Origin of the sequence: Streptomyces sp. NPDC006140, from assembly GCF_040628815.1 — a bacterium.
In the GTDB taxonomy this organism is placed as follows: Bacteria; Actinomycetota; Actinomycetes; order Streptomycetales; family Streptomycetaceae; genus Streptomyces.
Window position 1 is genome coordinate 118,198 of the sequence record NZ_JBEXTS010000004.1, and the last position, 17,743, is coordinate 135,940.

Annotated in this window: 10 protein-coding genes; 2 read left to right on the plus strand and 8 right to left on the minus strand. The window is 71.6% G+C overall.

The window, feature by feature from the left end; translation table 11 throughout:
* Window positions 1-6: 6 nt before the first annotated feature.
* The 8 genes from ABZ386_RS13355 to ABZ386_RS13390 form a co-directional block, all read right to left on the minus strand.
* Window positions 7-3,009, minus strand: a complete 3,003-nt coding sequence (locus tag ABZ386_RS13355; protein ID WP_355719987.1) for a LodA/GoxA family CTQ-dependent oxidase — start codon at window positions 3,007-3,009, stop codon at window positions 7-9.
* A 108-nt stretch (window positions 3,010-3,117) separates the two neighbouring features.
* Window positions 3,118-4,701, minus strand: a complete 1,584-nt coding sequence (locus ABZ386_RS13360; RefSeq protein WP_358964765.1) for a carboxylesterase family protein — start codon at window positions 4,699-4,701, stop codon at window positions 3,118-3,120.
* Window positions 4,702-4,839: 138 nt separating this feature from the next.
* Window positions 4,840-6,090, minus strand: a complete 1,251-nt coding sequence (locus tag ABZ386_RS13365; protein WP_351334958.1) for an alginate lyase family protein — start codon at window positions 6,088-6,090, stop codon at window positions 4,840-4,842.
* Between the two features lie 25 nt (window positions 6,091-6,115).
* Window positions 6,116-9,457 (minus strand): alginate lyase family protein, encoded by a 3,342-nt coding sequence (locus ABZ386_RS13370; RefSeq protein ID WP_358964766.1) that lies wholly within the window; start codon window positions 9,455-9,457, stop codon window positions 6,116-6,118.
* A 26-nt stretch (window positions 9,458-9,483) separates the two neighbouring features.
* Window positions 9,484-11,016: a glycosyl hydrolase family 28 protein gene (locus ABZ386_RS13375; protein WP_356499809.1), complete on the minus strand. Its 1,533-nt coding sequence runs from the start codon at window positions 11,014-11,016 to the stop codon at window positions 9,484-9,486.
* Window positions 11,017-11,050: 34 nt separating this feature from the next.
* Entirely contained in the window at window positions 11,051-11,914 is an 864-nt protein-coding gene (locus tag ABZ386_RS13380) for a carbohydrate ABC transporter permease (protein WP_351334949.1), read from the minus strand.
* Window positions 11,911-12,906 (minus strand): sugar ABC transporter permease, encoded by a 996-nt coding sequence (locus ABZ386_RS13385; protein WP_351334946.1) that lies wholly within the window; start codon window positions 12,904-12,906, stop codon window positions 11,911-11,913. The genes ABZ386_RS13380 and ABZ386_RS13385 overlap by 4 nt, the downstream gene beginning before the upstream one ends.
* Window positions 12,903-14,252, minus strand: a complete 1,350-nt coding sequence (locus ABZ386_RS13390) for an extracellular solute-binding protein (RefSeq protein ID WP_358964767.1) — start codon at window positions 14,250-14,252, stop codon at window positions 12,903-12,905. Before ABZ386_RS13390 ends, ABZ386_RS13385 begins: the two co-directional genes overlap by 4 nt.
* A 631-nt stretch (window positions 14,253-14,883) precedes the next feature.
* Between ABZ386_RS13390 and ABZ386_RS13395 the strand changes: the two genes are divergently transcribed.
* Complete coding sequence (locus ABZ386_RS13395) at window positions 14,884-15,897, plus strand: hydroxyacid dehydrogenase (protein WP_351334940.1); 1,014 nt, start codon at window positions 14,884-14,886, stop codon at window positions 15,895-15,897.
* Between the two features lie 447 nt (window positions 15,898-16,344).
* A complete protein-coding gene (locus ABZ386_RS13400; protein ID WP_114256024.1) occupies window positions 16,345-17,433 on the plus strand; it encodes a LacI family DNA-binding transcriptional regulator in 1,089 nt (362 codons plus the stop codon).
* Window positions 17,434-17,743 lie beyond the last annotated feature (310 nt).

Consider the following 17,743-nt stretch of genomic DNA (forward strand, 5'->3'; position numbering starts at 1 on the left):
GCTCGGTCACCGCTCCTCCGGGAAGCGGTCGACCTTCTCGAAGTAGCCCGCCATGACCTGCTCCTGAGGTACGTCCGTCCGGGCCACGGCCGCGGCCAGGGCGCCGCCGTCCGGCTCGGGATCCGCCGCCTCCGGCACATGCAGGCACCGCAGGTGCCGCAGGGCGGGCGGAGGCTGTTCGGGATGGAAGCCCACCGCGGTCTCCACGAACATCGTGGCGGGCAGCTCCGGGTCGTCGTCGGCACCCGGGCGCCGTTCGACGAGGCCCAGCCGGCCGAAGTCCTTGACCATGGCGTTCATCTGCTCGATACGGTCCTCGGGCAGCCAACGGTCCCACACGGCCCGGCGCTCGAAGGCGGCCCGGCGCTCCTCGGCGGGCCTGCCGGGGTCGACCGCCTCCTCGTAGTCCTGCTCCGTCAGGACGTGGTTCGGCACGCGCGCCGGCCAGAAGGTGGGCAGGTAGGGGTCGTAGCGCGGGCCGTACCCGAGGTAGTAGCCGGAGCGGCAGCGGGCGGTGTCGGTCTGCCAGGGCACCGCCATCCAGCGCGTCAGATCGCCCGGTCCCTGCCCGTAGAGGGGGCCGTCGACGCCGAGCGCCGTCTGCGGGGTGAGCACGCTGCCGTAGTCGGGTTCGGGTGTGCCAGGTGCGCGGTGCCGAACCCGGAACGGTGCCGCGTACAGGGTGCTGTGGCGCATCGGCCAGGACAGTTCGCACCCGGGGTGGAACGCGTCGGCCAGGCAGAACGACAGGGCCGCGCGGTCGAGCATGGCCGGCCGCTGCGGCAGCGGCACCTCGTCGAGGCTCCCGGGGGGCACTGCCACCGGGTCGTGGTCGGCGTCGAAGTCCCCCGCCGCCCACCGGGCCAGTGACCGGTACTGCGTCGGGGTCAGTGTCAGGTGCTGCCGCGCGGAGACCGGCCGCACGCTCATCGAGTCGCCGTAGAGCGGGGGCCACGGCACCGGTGAGAGCCCGTCACGGTCGAGGTCGCGCATCGTGGCCCAGATCTGCTGGCGCAGTTCCGCGTTGCGCGGCCCGGGGTCGGCCAGCCGGGCGAGCCGCCCGGGCGCCAGGAAGTGCTCCCGCCCGCCGTGCCCGAACAGCGTGGCGATGCCGCGGTTGACCCACTGGAGGTCGCACAGGCGCCGCAGGACCGGCAGGACGTCGCGGGTGAACGAGACGGTGTCCGGCGGCGGCAGGGTTCCGGCGGACACGAAGACGTCGCGCATCAGGTCGTACATCGTGCGTACGGACTTCAGCTCCGGCGCGAAGTTCGGCGGCGCCACCACGACCCAGGCCGGTTCGACGGGGACGGAACGGCCGCCGACACGGACGTGCGCGGTGACCGGGCCGTCGCAGATGTCGTCGTGCCAGCCGTCGTTGTTGGCGAAGTGCATGGCCTGGGCGTGTTCCACCGAGGCCGAGACGCCGTGCCCGCCGAGGAACACCAGTCGGCCGGCGCCGTCGGTGCGCACCTCGCCCAGCGGGACGGGCCTGCCGAGGAAGCAGCCGGTGTCGAACCGGTACTCGGGCCGGCCCGCGCGGTCCCGGCCTCGGATCGAGCGCGGGCCGGGGTCGATGACCAGCCGGCCCCGCTCCTCGGGGGGCACTTTGGCGTTGCGCAGCGCGCTGGCGGGGGCGCCGGCCGCCTCGGGGATGTCCAGGGCCAGCTGGAACTGGTACCAGGCGGCCTTCTTGTTGGCCACGTGCACGGTCCACCGGATGTCCGCGTTGTCCGCGGTCAGCTCGGCGACGGCCTCCCCGGCGGCGTTGTAGCCGTAGACGCGGAAGCGCGCCGCCTGCCGCTTCAGGGCGCCGGTCGCGTCCTTGTACGAGCCGGCGGGCAGCGGCGGTGGGTCGTCGACCTCGGGGGCGAGGAAGAACTCGTCGGCGCTGTCGCCGACGCGGGCCACTCCGATGGCGGGATGGATCGCGGCGCGCACGATCCGGGTGTCCCGCCCGTGGGGTTCGCCGGACGGCGGCCGTGCGGGGCCGGGTTCCGCGGCGGGGACGCCGTTCGCGTCGCGGCGCCGTGCGGCCGACGCGCGGTACACGGCCTTGCGGGCCTCGGCCATGCTGCCGACGGGCCGGTGTTCGGCCAGGCAGTGCCAGGGGTTGTAGGCCAGATTCTCGCCGTAGGCGTCCTGGCCGCGTGCCCTGACGTCCTGCTGATGCAGGGTCAGTCTCGCCACGCGGACGGGGGCGCTCAGCGACTCCTCCCAGCGGACAGTGGCGCGGTCCAGGGGCATCCGGTCCGCGTCCGTGCGGAACTGCACCGTCAGGTCGAAGGCGGCCTCACCCTCAACCAGCCGGTGCCGCAGGTCCTCCCGGAAGAAGGAGGGGTCCTCGTCCGGGGGCGTCGCCGCCGGGTCGCCGGGCGGGCAGGAGACCGGCACGAGCGAGTACTTCACATGGCGGTCGGGCCCGAACGCGTACGGCAGCACGCCCCAGTACCTGGCCGTCAGCGCGCTCTCCTCGGGCTTGCGCATGGCTTGCAGGATGGCGCGGGTCTCCGGATGCGCGTTCTGGTACGCGACCGGGTCCTGCTGGAACTCGCACATGTCCCGGGCGGTGTCGACGAAGAACACGTCGTGGTTCTGCAGCACGAGGTCCTGTGTGTCCGCCTGGCCCTCGTCCTCCAGCAGTTTCGGGCCGGGGACGCCGAACAGCTTGACGCCGATGCCGAGAGTGCGACGGAAGTCCGGACGGTCCGGCTGCGTGTCACTGGAGAAACGGACCCAGGCGGTCAGGCCGCCCTGACGGTCCCGGGCGGCCTTGAGGAAACCGATGCAGAGGTCCTCCGGCAGACCGGGGTCGACCGTGAGCACGCCCCGGGCGGTGCCGTGGTACTTGACGAAGACCGGCCGCAGCACCGGGTCCTGGCCCTGGGCGATCCGCTGTCCCATCCGCTTGTCCACGAATTCGGCCAGGATGCCGGCGATCGGCTCGGCCGCGCAGTCGGGCCGGGCCGCTCGCGAAGAGTTCTGGTGGGGGTCGGCTGTCCCGGTCATGGGCGCGCTCTCCTGCTGGTCGAGCTGATAGGGCGTTCCCTGCCATAGGTGGAGCAAGCCGGGAGAAAATATGCCTGAGTCGCCCGTTCGGAGGACCGCCCGCCGTGGTCAGTACCGGCGCAGTGCCCCGGATCGGCGCAGTCGGCGTACGACCGTGCGCACTTCGGTGGGTGACTCTTCGCGCGGGAGCTGAGGGTCCGGGGGGCGGGCGGCATCGGCGTGCCAGAGGGCGAGTTCGCGGTCTCGGGGGCCGTGGGCCGTGTAGGCGAGGCCGTCCTGCGCGTCCTCGGCGCGGTCTCCGAAGATCCGTACCGGGTGGTGGGCGTCCCAGCGTTCCCAGCCCGGGTCGCCGTCCGTGGCGAAGCGCACCCAGGCGGCGTGCATCTCGTCGGCCAGTTCCTGCGGGGCGCCCTCTCCGGCCAGTTTGCGGGCCTCCGGGACGTCCCCGGTGTCGAAGACGAAGCCGAGTTCCAGCGCGTGGCAGGCGCCGAGGCCGGGGAGGTTCGAGGGCCACGCGAACTCGTAGACGTACGACCGTTCCGGGCGGGCGTCGGCCAGGTGGTGCAGGGGGATGCGCAGGAGGTGGTCGGTGACGAGCTGGCCGACGATCTCCGCCGCCCCGGCCTCGGGGTGCAGGGCGCGGTAGCCGCGCGGCACCTCGCTGCCGCAGTGGCAGCGGGCCATGGCACCGGCCAGGGCGACGGCTCCGAGGCGGTCCACGCGGTCCAGCAGGCCGCCCGGGACCAGCCAGAGCCGGTACTCGTCTCGGGTCCAGCCCATCAGCAGGTCCACGCCCGGAGCGGCGCCCTCGACGAGCGCGTCCAGGGGGTCGCGGGGGACGACGTCGCCGTCGACGACGATGCCGAAGGCGGGGCCGCCGACCACCGGGCTGCTGAGCCGGCCCACCTCGGCCTGGGTGCGCAGCAGCAGGTCGCGGTCGACGGCGGCGAAGGCCTCGGCGGTGGCGGGGATCTTCAGCCGGCTGGCCATCCGGCGCACCATCCGCCGCACCTTGGCCCGCTCGGACGCCTCGGGCGGCCCGCTCTGCAGGACCGCCCGCCGGACCAGCCCCTGCGTCTGCGGGGCGGCGAGGAGGGCGCCGATGCTGATCGCCCCGGCGGACTGGCCGAAGAGGGTGATGCGGCCGGGGTCGCCGCCGAAGGCCTCGATGGCCTCGTGCACCCAGGTGAGGGCGGCGATCTGGTCGCGCAGGCCCGGGTTCGGGGGCGTGTCCGGGAACAGGCCGTAGCCCTCGACCCCGAGCCGGTAGTTGACCGACACGCAGACCACGCCGTCCCGGGCGAAGGCGTGCCCGTCGTAGACGGGGACGGCCGAGGAGCCCCGGGTCAGGGCGCCGCCGTGCAGCCAGACCAGGACGGGCAGGCGGGCCGCGGGGTCCGGGTCGGGGGTCCAGACGTTGAGGTTGAGGCAGTCGTCGCCGGGCACGACCGGGTCGGACAGGTAGTGGGCGAAGGCGTCGGAGTACGGGGGTTTGGGCGGGGTGGGGCCGAAGGCGCCCGCGTCGCGGACGCCTTCCCAGGGCTTGAGGGGCACGGGCGGGCGGAAGCGGCGGGGGCCGAAGGGAGGCGCCGCGTAGGGGATGCCGCGGAAGACCGCGACGCCGCGTTCGTAGCGGCCGCGCACGGCCCCGTACGGGCTCGTGACCACGGGGTCCGCCTGGTCTGCCGTCATCGCCCACCAGCCCTTCGCCGCGCTCGTGCACCGGGAACACCAGAGCACCACATCGCTCGCCGGTATTCCGGTGCACGAGCCGACTTGGCCGCTATTTGGCAGACACTTGGAACACGGGGCCCGCTATGTGGCGTACGTCTATTTGGCGTACATCAGCGTGCCGAAGCCGAGCTGGTCGAAGCCGCCGCTGGTGGTGCCGTAGTCACCTCCTCCGCCCTCGGGGGCGACGGAGAAGCACATCTGGGCGATGTACTTGTCGTCGAGGAGCAGGCGCCGCCCGTAGTGGTAGTGGAGCATCGCCCAGACCGGGCGGACCTGGCCGCGGGAGATGGAGCTGATCGCGGTGTGCGACTGCTGGGAGCAGTTCTGGCCGCTGCCCCAGGTGTAGGTGGTGAAGGGCACGTTCATGTTCAGGTTGTACTTGGCGACGTACTGGGCGGCCTTCATGAAGCGGCGGCCGTCGTAGGAGTACAGGTCGTCTCCCTGGTTCCAGGCCATCTCGCACAGGGCGCCCATCTGGCCCATGCCCATGACGGTGTGGCCCTGGTCGCGGCCGGACTCCTGCCACTGGCCTAGGTCGTAGCCCTCGACGCCCGGGTACAGGAACGGCACCGCCCGCTGGATCTGGCCGTTGCCGCCGCCGTTCTTGAAGTAGTTGACGGCCTGGTCGTACTTGGCGCCGTCGTCGCACAGGATCCCGATGGCCATGACCGAGGCCATGTTGCACAGGTCCCAGTTGGCCCAGTAGTTGGTGATGCAGGCGTCGTTGTGGTTCGTCAGGAAGCTGTTGTTCATGGGGTAGAACACGTTCAGCATCATCTGCTTGAACTTGTTCAGGTCGAAGCCGGCGTAGCCGCGCATGAGTTCGGCGGCGTTGGCGAACTGCCAGCCGTAGATGCCCGCGGCGAGGAACCGGTCGGCGGTGCCCTGGATGGACGTGAGCGTGTTCGCCCAGGCGTTGAGGATGCGCACGGCGCAGTCGCCGTTCGCGGCGGTGCCGGCGATCTGCCAGCGCAGGGCGTTCTGGTAGGCGGCGGCGATGTCGTTGTAGAGGAGCTGGTAGTTCTCGGGGAAGCCCGTTCCCCGGTAGACGACGGACTGGGGCCTGGCCGTCCAGGTGGACGCCGAGTGGGAGTTGGCGGTCAGTCTGCGCCAGCCGGAGGCCCAGGGGTCGTCGCCCGCGGCGACCCTGACCTTGGCGCGGTTGATGTCGCCGGCGTTGTGCAGCATGCCGGGGTGGGTGAAGGTCGCCGGGGCCGCGTCCGCCGTGGTGGCGGTGGCGGTGGCGCCGAGGGCGAGGGCCGCGGTGAGGCCGCCGGCGGTCTTGAGCAGACCGCGGCGGCTCACCTGGCCGCCCTCGTGGTGCGTGTGGGGGGAAGTGCGGCTCATGCGTGCTTCTCCGATCCGTGAAGTGCTACATGGGGGTGATGCTCACCTCGTCGAACTCGGTGGTGCTGCGGGCCAGGGGGTCGCGGGAGCAGACCACGAGGCCCACGTAGTAGGGGGCGTCACCGAAGCCGGGGATGTCTCCCTCGGCGAGGGGGGTCCAGGTGGCGCCGTCGTCGGTCGAGGCGAATGCGGTGAAGTGCGTCCCGGTGCGCTTCAGCCGCAGCAGGCAGCCGGCGGTGACCGCCGCGTTGCCCGTGAACGTGGACTTGCCGGCGACGGTCGGGCGCAGCATCAGCTGGGCGCTCGTGCCGCCGGTGACGATCGTCCCGGCCGCCTGGTCGAACGGGGACAGGGACTTGGCCATGAGCAGGCCGACCCGGTCGCCGGTGGCTCCGGCGCGGGAGAGCAGACGGGCGGTGACCTCGCAGTCACCGGTGACGGGCCGTCGGACGAACTGGCCGGTCATGCCCTGGTTGTTGACGGTGAGGTCGGTTCCGGCGCCCCGCACCACGAAGGTCCCGTCCTGGTGGGCGGTGCTGCCGGGGGTGCGGACGGCGACGACGCCGAGGGTGCCGTAGGCGCGGTCGTCGAGGACGACGTCGCCGAGGTCGCCGTAGGTCCAGGGCGCGGGCGGCGGCGTGCCGACGGTGAGGGTCAGGGTGCCGTTGGCGTCTCCGGCGGCGTTGCCCGCGGTGGTGGTGACCTTGAACTGGCCCGTCCGGGTGGGGGTTCCGGAGATCAGGCCGGTGCGCTTGTCGACGCGCAGGCCGTCGGGCAGTCCGTCCGCGGCGAACCGCACGGGTTCGTGCGTGGCGCGCAGGAGGTGCTTGAAGGGCACGCCCTGGTTGGCGAACGCCTCGGTGGGAGAGGTGAGTTGGGGCTTCGACGGCGTCGGCATCGGCGACGCGGCGGACGGCGACAGGGGGCCGCGTCCGGCGCGGTTGGTCTTGGCGACGGCGTAGTGGTACGTCGTGCCGGGGGTGCCGGTGGCGTCGGCGTACCGGATGCGGGTGCCGAAGCCGACCGGGCCGATGCCGGTGGCGATGGTCTCGTACGGGCCGTCGGCGGCGGTGGCGCGCAGCACCTTGTAGCGGGCCGCGAGGTCCGGATCGGTCCAGGCCAGTTCGACCGCGTCCGCTCCCGCGGTGGCCCGCAGGTCACCGGCGGCGCGGGCCGGGCGCGGCACGGACCAGATCTCGCCGGCGGTGCGGGAGACCACGCTGACGTTGTCGAAGGCGCCCGTGCCGGTCTCGGCGTACTCCTCGTCGACGCCGAGGCAGGAGGTGAGGGTGAGGCCGACGTACGCCGTGGCGCCGAGGTCGACGTCGGTGGAGCCGACCTCGGTCCAGCGGACGCCGTCCGGGGAGATGGCGCCGGTGCAGCGGTCGCCCCGGCGGGTGACGCGCACCCAGTAGGGCATGCGCAGCCGGTAGCCGTCGCCCGCGCCCTCGACGTACGGGGCCTGAAGCGGGGTCGCCGACTCGGGCAGCGCGCCGAGGGAGGAGATCGGGAAGGCCGCGCTCGTGGTGATCGTCTGCTGCTGGGAGGGCGGTACCGGGGTGCTGCCGGTCCCCCGCACCCGCTCCCCCGCCCTGGCCCGGACGGACCACACACCGCTCCAGGTGTGCAGCGGCAGGCCCTGGATCAGCATGGCGGCGTGGGCGGCGTCCGCGTCCAGGCCGGCCCGTACGGTGACGCCGATCTTCGAGTACTGGGAGCTGAGCGGATGGACGATCCGCGCGGTGATCGTGCCGTCGCCGCGCAGCGGCAGGTAGGCCAGGCGGTGGGTGTCGGCGGTGCCGGACGCCTCCAGCAGGAACCGTTCGCCGTCGAAGACCGCCGAGCCGGGGACGCGCACGTCCCCGACGTCCCGCGTCGCCCAGGGGTCGGGCAGCCCGGGGACCGCCGCCGCCCAGGGCGAAGGGGCGCTGGTGCCCTGGGCGTTGGTGGCGGTGACCCGGTAGTACGCCGCCTTGCCCGGGCGGGCGTCGCGGTCGGTGTACCCCGGGTCGCCGAGACCGGTCGCGATCTTCTCGTAAGGGCCGTCGGCGCTGCCGGCCCGCAGCACGGTGTACGACTCGGCCCACGCCGAGGGCAGCCAGGCCAGGGTGACGGACTTGCCGGTGCCGACCGCCGTGACACCGGCCGGTGCCGTGGGTACGGCCGGGGCCGGGGCCTTCGTGCCGGCGAAGGTGAGGGTGCCCCAGCTGGGCAGGTCGTCGTTGCTGCCCTCGACGACCCGGGCGCCGCCGGTGCCGCGGAAGACAGCCGCCTTGGTGTAGGGGGTGTCGAGGCCGCGGACGCCGGCGTAGTGCGCGTACGCCATCTCGTAGATCGGCGGGAGGTTGCCGCGTCCGACGGCCGACACGGTCTTCTTGACGTACTTGCCGGTGCGGTCGAGGTCGGGCACGAAGGGGACGTCGCCGCCGAGGTTGTAGCGGGCGGCGTACTCGACGTTCTTCAGCAGCCGGTTGTCGTCGAAGGCGTACAGGTCGACGCCCTGGTTCCAGGCGACCTGGGCGGCGTCCGCGAGCAGGCCGACGGCGAGCTGCTCGTGGCCCTGGTCGCGGCCGGACTCCTGGCCCTGTCCCGCGTCGGTGACGATGCGGTGGCGGACGCTGCCGTTGCCCGCGCCGGCGGCGGCGAAGCGGAGCGCGTCCTCGAAGAGGGTGGGCTCCTCGCAGAACACGCCGATGGCGAGGATCGACTGGACGGAGGTCAGGTCCCAGTTGCCGTTGGCGTAGAGCATGTAGCCGGAGATCGCCGGATACCAGACGCGCAGGAACGACTCCTCGCAGCGGGCGATGTCCTCCTTCGCCCAGCCGTCGTAGCCGCTGTGCCGGAGGAGTTCGGCGGCGTTGACGAACTTGAAGGCCTGGAGCCCGGCGCCGAGCGGCCCGTCCGCCCCGGTGACGGCTTTCAGGGACGCCGACCAGGCGTTGAGGATGTCCCGGGACTTGTCGGCGTACGCCCGTTCGCCGGTGACGCACCACATCAGCGCGGTCTGGTAGGCGGCGGCCGAGTCGGCGACGGCCTGGTTCTGGAAGTTGGTGGGGCCGCGGCCCCAGGAGGTGATCTGGCCGGTGTTCTGCACGGTGTACGTCGCCTTGGAGCGCGCGTGGGCGGCGAGGGCGAGGAAACCGTCGTAGACCGGGGACTCCTTCGCTGCGACCGCGGCCTTCATCCGGGCCAGGTCGTCGGCGCTGTGCAGCAGCCCGGGGTGGGTGAAGGCACGTGCCCCGGTGAGGTCCTGGGCGGCGGCCCGGGCGGTGCCGGACGCGAGCAGTCCGCTCGCGCCCGAGACCAGCAGCAGGGCGGCCGCGCCGCCGAGGAAGCCCCGGCGGCTGGGGGCGGATGTCGTTCTCATGGGCGTTGCTCTCAGGGGGTCGGCGCTCATGACGCGGCGGCCGCCGCGGCCTCGGCGGTGGTGAGGAACTTGAGGTTCGTCACGTGCTCGTTGACGAACATGGGCACGCCGTCCGAGGCCAGATACCACTTCGGCTTGCCCGTGCTGTCGGCGATCACCCTGCCGTTGACGCGGAGGTTCTCGAAGGTGACGTCCTTGATCGCGTGCTCCGCGTCGAGGCCCGCGATGATCGAGAGGTCGGCGTTCTTGCCGTTGTAGCTGAGGTCCTTGACGTAGACGGACTCGATGCCGCGGCCGGCCGACGTGTTGTACTTCGGGTTGTACTCGACCCGCATGTGGATGAGCTGGCCCCAGCGGAAGTCCTCCACCCGGATGTCGTCGAACCTGACGTCCCGGACGAGGTTGCTGTCGCCGACCATGAAGGCGATGGCGCCCTGGTAGGTCACCTGCGGCTCGCGGTGGTCGAGGATGTCGATGTTCTCGTAGCGCAGGTTCTCCAGCATCTCCGGGTTCTCGGAGTTGCCGTGCACGCCGATGTTGATCGGGTGGGCGACGTCGGCCCAGAGGGAGCAGTTCTTGACGGTGATGTTGCGGGTGTCGCCGTAGAAGTCCCAGCGGTGGGTGTAGAGGGCGACGCAGTCGTCGGAGGTGCGCAGGAAGCAGCCGTCGACCGTGACGTTCTCGGAGCAGTAGAGCTGGATGCCGTCACCCCAGCCCTGGTGGCTGAAGGCGCGCAGGTTCTTGATGGTGAGGTTCTGCGACTCGGCGACCCGGACGTTCTCGTACCGCGGGTTGAGGATCGTGATGCCGTCGATGGTGACGTTCTCGGTCTTGCGGATGAAGAGCGCCCCGTTGGGAGAGTTGTAGAGCACGCCGCGGCCGGTCAGCCGGGAGTTCTCCACGTTCTCGAAGATCACCTGCGAGGTGAGGACGGCGCCGGGGGCCAGGTAGACGGTGGTGCCGCTGGGCACCTTCAGCGTCCCGTCGGGGGTGGTGTGCAGACCGGGCCCGAAGTACATGACCTTCTTGTCGCCCTCGGCGGGCACGTCCTGCTCGATCGGGTTCGCGAACAGGTGCAGGCAGTCGAAGATCTTGTCGTCGATCTGGACGACGAGGTTGCGGGGCCGGTCCAGGGTGAAGCGCGCGGTGCTGCCGAGCACCTCGGGCTTGATGCCGTACGAGTCGGGGCGGATGCGGACCTGCTCGCCGCCGCCCGGGTTGTAGGTGACCTCGACCTCGACCGTGCCGGAGAAGTCGAAGGCGGCCCAGGAGGAGTTCTGGGCTCTGTTGCTGCCGGTGGTCGGGTCGATCAGTGCGAGCTTGGCGAGGTAGACGCCGAGCTTCTGCCAGGTGCCGCCGAGCGGCCGGACCTTGACGGTGAAGGAGTTGTTGACAGGCACCTTCGGAAGCGTCGGGTGGACGACCACGCTGTCGCCGGCGGTGCCGGTCTCCTCCGCCGCGGCGGCCTGTGCGGTTCCCGCGATGCTGCCGGCCAGGCCGGCGGCGGCGATGACACCGGCGGCCTGGAGGGTGGTCCGGCGTGACAGGGGCGTGTTCATGCGTAACTCCTTGCGGAAGGTTCGGTAAGAGGGGTCACTTCAGACCTGTGGTGGACATTCCGGCGACGAACCCGCGCTGGGCGATCAGGAAGATCAGCAGGATCGGCACGACGTACATCACGGAGGCCGCGGCCTGGAGGTTGGCGACGGGCGTGCCGGCCGACGTCACATAGGTGGTCATGACGGCGACGGCCAGCGTCGACTTGTCGGTCGACAGCAGCAGTTGCGGGGCGATGTAGTCGCCCCAGGACCAGGTGAAGGCGATCACGAAGCTCGCGGAGAGCACGGGCCAGGACTGCGGCAGGAAGATCCGCCAGAAGATCGTTCCGTAGCCGCAGCCGTCGACGATCGCCGCCTCCTCCAGCTCCCGGGGCAGGCCGGCGAAGAACTGCCGGAAGAGGAAGACCAGATAGGGGGCGGCGGCCAGCCCCCACAGCACCCATGGCCAGTACGTGTCGACCATGCCGAGCTTGGCGAAGATCAGGTAGGTCGGCAGCAGGGTGATCATCTGCGGCAGCATCATCGAGCCGATGAGGATGCCGAACAGCGTCTTCTTGCCGGGGGCGTCCAGCCGGGCGAAGCCGAAGCCGACCCAGGCCGAGCTGAGGGTGACGAGCGTGGCGTAGATGAGCGCGATGATCAGCGAGTTGCGGGCGTAGCCGAGGAAGTCGATCAGGTTGAAGGCGTCGGCGAAGTTGTGCCACTGGAAGTCGGCGGGCAGCCAGTGCACGGGCGAGGCGGCCAGCTCCGCCGGGGTCTTCAGACCGCTGAGGACCAGCCAGCCGAAGGGCCCGAGGAACAGCCCGGTGATGACGACGAGGACCGTGTAGAGGACCAGGCGGTTGACGCGGATCCGCACCCGGGGCGCGGAGTCGGGGAGCGGACTGGTCGCGGTCACTTCTTCGCCTCCGGGTCGACGTTGTAGAACACCACGCCGGACGTGAACCTGAAGATGAGCCCGGTGGCGATGAGGATCAGCACGAAGAGCACCCACAGCAGCGCGGAGGCGTAGCCGTAACGGCCGAGCGCGAAGTACTGCGAGAACACGTGCATCATGTAGAGGTAGTTCGACTGCGGCAGCGCGGTGACGCCGGCCGTGGTGCCGTCGGGGGTGAGCAGCAGCGGCATGATGGTCTGCACGGACGCGATCACGCCGGTGACCGTCTGGAACAGCAGCACCGGCGACAGCAGCGGCACGGTGATGCTGCGGAAGGTCCGCCAGGCGCTCGCCCCGTCGATCCGGGCGGCCTCGTGCAGTTCGCGGGGCACGTCCTGGAGCCCCGCCAGCGAGATGATCATGACGTTTCCGGCGGCCCACAGCACGCTCATCAGCAGCACGTAGCGGGCGTAGGGGTCGGCGAGCCAGCCGAGCGCGTCGAAGCCGAAGAGGGTGATGACGCCGTTGGCGGCACCGGAGTTCTGGTCGAAGAGTGCCTTGAAGGTGAGGCCGACGCCCACCGGCGGCACCACGGCCGGCAGGTAGAGCAGGGTGCGGAACAGCCCGCGCGCCTTGAGCGGCCGGTTGACCAGCACGGCGAGCCCCAGCCCGGCGACGATCGACAGCGGTACCGAGGTGAGCGCGAACAGGCCGGTGCGGCCCAGGGATCTCCAGGTCTGCGGATCGGCGAACAGCTCGCTGTAGTTGCCGAGACCGACGTACTTCCAGTGCGGGGAGATCCCGTCGTACGTGGTGAAGCTCAGCCACAGCGCGTACGCCATCGGAACGACGGTCAGCAGCAGGAAACCGATGATCCAGGGCGAGGTGAACAGGTAGAAGGCGCGATGCCTGCGACCGGTCATGGAGATCCCGGGCCGCCGTTCCGGCGTGGTGCGTCCGGTGCTCGCGGCCGGGCCGGTCCGGCCCGCGACGGATAGCTGGTCGACCGTCATCCCACCTGCTCCTTACCGCGCTTGAGCTGCTCGTTCATCAGCGAGTTCAGGCGGCCCGCCAGGGTGTCGACGGACATCCGGCCGTTCATCGCGGCCGGGGCCTCCTGGTTGAACAGGGCGTAGAGCGAGTCCGCCGTCGCGTACGGGGTGTAGGCGATCACCGAGAAGTGCTTCAGCTCGGCGTTCTGCACCTTCAGCACCCGCTTCTGGTAGTCCTCCTGGGCGGGCATCAGCGGGCGCAGCGACTTCAGGCTGGGGATGCCCCAGCCGCTGGAGGCGCGGGCCCTGGCCGGTCCCTCGCCGAAGAACCACTCGAAGACCCGCCAGGCGGCGTCCTTGTTCCGCGCCTTCTTCGGCATCCACAGGCCGGTGCCCGCCTGGCAGGGGCTGACCCGCCGGCCGCCCTCGAAGACCGGGGCCGGGGCGAGCCGGGCGTGCGGCGCCAGCTTCTTGTCGGCGTTGATCAGGCCGCCGAGCCAGTAGCCCGAGTTGGACATGGCCATCCGGTTCGCCTGGAAGGTGGGGCCGTCCCAGGTGTTGGGGTCCGGCTGGACGATGCTCGGGCCGACCCTGCTGCGGCCGTACTCGATGTACCAGGCCAGGGCCTTGCGGGCCTCGGGGGTGGTGAAGTCGATCCGGGAGAAGTCGTCGTTGAAGAGGCTGCCTCCGGCGGCGGCCGTCAGGCTCGCCAGGAGGTTCGGGGTGGACACGCCGTTGTAGCTGCCGCCGAAGACGGTCGTCTGGCCGCTCTTGCGCCGCGTGAGCCGCTTGGCGTTCTCCAGCCACTCCTCGTAGGTGACGGGCTCGGTCTCCGACGGGTGGTCGACACCGGCCCCGTCGAAGAGCGCGGTGTTGTACCAGTACATGGAGTCCTGGGAGAAGTCCTTGGCCATGCCGTAGCGGGGGCCCTTGCCCTGGGTGCGGCCGTCGTAGCGCCACAGGTCGTTGACCGGGTCGAGGTCGTCGGCCTTGAGGACGGTGCTCCGGGCGAAGTAGGGGTCCAGGTCCTCCATCACGTCCCGCGCCGCGAAGTAGGGCGCGTCCGTGGCGCCGACGCCGCGGACCAGGTCGGGCGGGGCGCCGTTGGTCATCATGCCGATCAGCTTGGTGATGTCGTACCGCACCGTGGTGATCTTGACGCCGATGTCCTTCTGGGCCTGCTGGACCAGCTCCGGGGAGATGTCGTCGGGCTTGACCATCAGCGTGACGGTCTCCCCGCCGCCGCTGACGCCGCTGGAGACCTGCATCGCGCAGCCGCTCAGCGACGCCGCGCCCGTGGCGGCGCCGGCGGCCGAGAGGGCGAGGAATCGGCGGCGGCTCAGGGAAGCACCAGCACGTGGGTGCATGAACGCACCACCTCCTGCTCTGCTGTTCGAAATACCGGCTCTGCGCCGGAGTGCCGACCGCGGGAGTCGGCTGGGCAACCGGTTGTTGTGCGTGGGGCAGAGCTTCTTCCGGTCAGGATGGCGCGTCAAGAGCCTCGGCGAACTTTCGAAAAACCTGTGTAACCTCGACTTCACGGGCCGAGCATCCGGAAAATCCTGGTTTCGGCTGCGGTAATCGGGCCGTGGGGCGGCAGCCGGACCGGCCGCGACCAGGGGCGAGCCAGGAGTTCGTTCGGCAACAGATGTGGGAACCGGTTGCTGAACTGGCCATCCGGGCAGTGATACCCCCGCGACGGCACCCGCCGGGCCGACTCCAAGCCGTCGAAACATCAGTAATCGATTTCCAGGAGGAGGGCAGGTCGAGGCCCCTCCACCCGGCCCCCGGCTGTCAGCGCCTGGCGACGGGCCAGGTGCCCCGCACGACCGCCCCGGCCTGCTTTCTCCCGCCACTACGTGCTCTTCAAGAGGTCGTTGCGCTGATCCGGCGGCTTCGGAGTTACCCCCGGCCCTGGCGATTGACCGCCGCTTCCCGACGGATCTACGGTAGAAGGCGCTTTCTGAAACAGTTTCCGTCCACAGCTCCAGGAGAGTCATGCCCAGCCCCCAGCTGCCGCGGGCCGTGTTCGCGATGGACCCGGTGCACCTCCCGCTGCTCTTTCCTCCGCCGCTGATGGAGCGGTTGAGGCGCACGGCCGACATCGACCCCGGGTTGGTGGTGCGGGACTTCGCCGACCCGGCCGCGGCCGCCACCCTGGCCTCCGCCGAGATGCTGATCACCGGCTGGGGCTGCCCGCACCTGGACGCCGGCGTCCTCGCCGTGGCCCCGAAGCTCGGCGCCGTCCTGCACGCGGCCGGGTCCGTCCGCTCCCTGGTCGGCGAGGCCCTGTGGGAACGCGGGGTCACCGTCTCCAGCGCGGTGACGGGCAACGCCCTGCCGGTCGCCGAATACACGCTCGCGATGATCCTGCTCGTCGGCAAGGACGCCTTCGACCACCGCGAGCGCTTCCGCCGCACCCACGCCTACCCGGGCCCCGCCGAGACCGCGTCGACCGGGAACCTCGGCCGCCGCGTCGGCGTCATCGGCGCCTCGCGCGTGGGCCGCAGACTGCTGGAGCTGCTGCGGCCGTTCGACCTCACCGTCCTGCTGCACGACCCGTACGTCAGCCCCGCCGAGGCCGCCGCCCTCGGCGCCGAGTCGCTGTCGCTGGAGGACCTGCTCCGGCACAGCGACATCGTGAGCCTGCACGCCCCCGACATCCCCGAGACCCACCACATGCTCGACCGCGACCGGCTCGCCCTGGTCCGGGACGGCGGCGTGCTCATCAACACCGCCCGCGGCGCGCTGGTCGACCACGAGGCGCTCACCGACGAGCTGGTGTCCGGCCGGCTGAGCGCGGTCCTCGACGTCACCGACCCGGAGCCGCTGCCCGCGGGATCGCCGCTCTACCACCTGCCCAACGTGTTCCTCACCCCGCACATCGCCGGGTCCCTCGGCAACGAACTGGAGCGGCTCGGCCGCATCGTCGTGGAGGAGCTGGAGCGCCTGGTGGCGGGCCTGCCGGCGGTGCACGAGGTGCGGCACGCGGACCTCGCGCGGGTGGCGTGACCCCGGGACGGACGGGCCGTCCGGCCCGGCGGCACGCGCGATCGGTCCCGACGGCGGGCCGGTGCCCCGGACCGTTGTCCACAGGCCCTCCGGCCTGGAGTGACGATGGGATACGGTTTCCGCACCGGCGCGGGCGCAGCCCCGGCAGCCGGCGCGACCGGGCAGGGAACTCCCGGACCGCGGCGGACCGGCGCACGACCGGACCGGGCGGCGCGGCGGACCGGCCCACAACCGGACCGGACGGCGCGGCGGAACCGGGCCACGCACCGGGTCGCGACGGGCCGGACCGCAACGGGTCGGACCGCCACGGTCCGGACCCGAAGGACCGGACCGTGGTCCGTCGGCGACGGTCCACCGGCCGCGACGGACCGGGGGCCTTGCCACCGGCCGGACCGCCACCGACCGGACCCCGACGGGCCGGGCCACTACCGTGAAGGAGCCGCAAGGGTGAGTCAGCGCAAGGCGACGAACGACGCCGGCCGGGCGACCATCCGCGACGTCGCGGAGCGCGCGGGCGTCTCCGTGGCCAGCGTCTCGCGGGTGCTGTCCGGCAACTACCCGGTGTCGGAGGAGCTGCGCCGCCGGGTGATGAAGGTGGTCCGGGACCTGGACTACGTCACCAACGCCCACGCCCGCTCCCTGGCCGGCGGCGGCACACCGACGGTGGCGATCCTCATCAACAACATCACCGGCGCCGCGTTCGCGCACGTCGCGAAGGGCGTGGAGGGCGCCGCCACGCTGCGCGGCTGGCTCTCCCTGGTCGGCACGACCGGCGACGACCCGGAGCGGGAGCTGGCCCTGGTCAACCTCATGCGCCAGCAGGGCGTGGCCGCCGTGATCCTGCTCGGCGGCGCCTACGACTACGACGAGTACCAGCTGCGCATGGCCCGCTTCGCCCGCTCCCTGGACGCGGCCGGCTCGCATCTGGTCCTGGTGGGCAGGCCCCCGCTGGAGGGCGACGTCCCGGCGACGACCGTCGACTACGACAACGAGGGCGGCGCCTACGCGATGGCCAGCCATCTGCTCTCGGCCGGCCACCGACGCGTCCTCGTCCTGCCCGGGCACGCCGAACTGACCACCGCCCAGGGCCGGTTGCGGGGCGCCCAGCGGGCGTTCGAGGCGTACGGGGTGCCGTTCGACCCGGGCCTGGTGCGGCACGGTCACTACGACTACGAGCACGGCTACGAGGCCGTCGAGACGGCGCTGCACGAGACGCCGGACTTCACCGCGGTGCTCGCCGGGACGGACGTCGTCGCCGCGGGCGCCATGCAGGCCCTGCGCGCGGCGGGCCTGCGGGTGCCGGAGGACGTCTCGATCGTCGGCTACGACGACATCCCGCTGGCCTCCCAGCTCACCCCCCAACTGACCACCGTGCACGTGCCGTACGAGGAGATGGGCCGGGTGGCGCTGCGGGCGGTGGCCGACCGGCGTGAGGGCGGCGCGGGCCGCCGCAAGAGCGCCGACGGCGACCACCTGGTGCTGGGCACGCATGTCGTGGTCCGCAACTCGGTCCGGCCGCCGGCTCAGCACGGATAACGGGCAGCGGTCGTTACGTAACCGTTTTCCGAGGTCTTTGCCGCCTGTTCGGGGTTTCGTCGCCGCGCCCGCCGAGCCCCGGGCCGACCCGCCTGACACCGCGTTGACCTGCACGTATACGGCCGCTCGTGCGTGAGTCCGCCGCATCCCCGCCGATAACCCGGCGGACAATCCGCCGTAACAAATTGCTGCGCACCTCTTGCTAAGAGCCGAGCTGCCCGCCTACCGTCCCAGCAACCGCTTACTACAGCTTCTGCTTCCGCTTGGCCGAACCCCCCGCAACCGCGAGCCGACGGTTTCCGGCCGCCGT

What these genes read in the sequence shown, in the direction of transcription:
- ABZ386_RS13355 (WP_355719987.1), bottom strand. Translation starts at nt 3,009, where the DNA reads ATGACCGGGACAGCCGACCCCCACCAGAACTCTTCGCGAGCGGCCCGG.
- ABZ386_RS13390 (WP_358964767.1), bottom strand. Translation starts at nt 14,252, where the DNA reads ATGCACCCACGTGCTGGTGCTTCCCTGAGCCGCCGCCGATTCCTCGCC.
- ABZ386_RS13365 (WP_351334958.1), bottom strand. Translation starts at nt 6,090, where the DNA reads ATGAGCCGCACTTCCCCCCACACGCACCACGAGGGCGGCCAGGTGAGC.
- ABZ386_RS13375 (WP_356499809.1), bottom strand. Translation starts at nt 11,016, where the DNA reads ATGAACACGCCCCTGTCACGCCGGACCACCCTCCAGGCCGCCGGTGTC.
- ABZ386_RS13385 (WP_351334946.1), bottom strand. Translation starts at nt 12,906, where the DNA reads ATGACGGTCGACCAGCTATCCGTCGCGGGCCGGACCGGCCCGGCCGCG.
- ABZ386_RS13395 (WP_351334940.1), top strand. Translation starts at nt 14,884, where the DNA reads ATGCCCAGCCCCCAGCTGCCGCGGGCCGTGTTCGCGATGGACCCGGTG.
- ABZ386_RS13360 (WP_358964765.1), bottom strand. Translation starts at nt 4,701, where the DNA reads ATGACGGCAGACCAGGCGGACCCCGTGGTCACGAGCCCGTACGGGGCC.
- ABZ386_RS13370 (WP_358964766.1), bottom strand. Translation starts at nt 9,457, where the DNA reads ATGAGAACGACATCCGCCCCCAGCCGCCGGGGCTTCCTCGGCGGCGCG.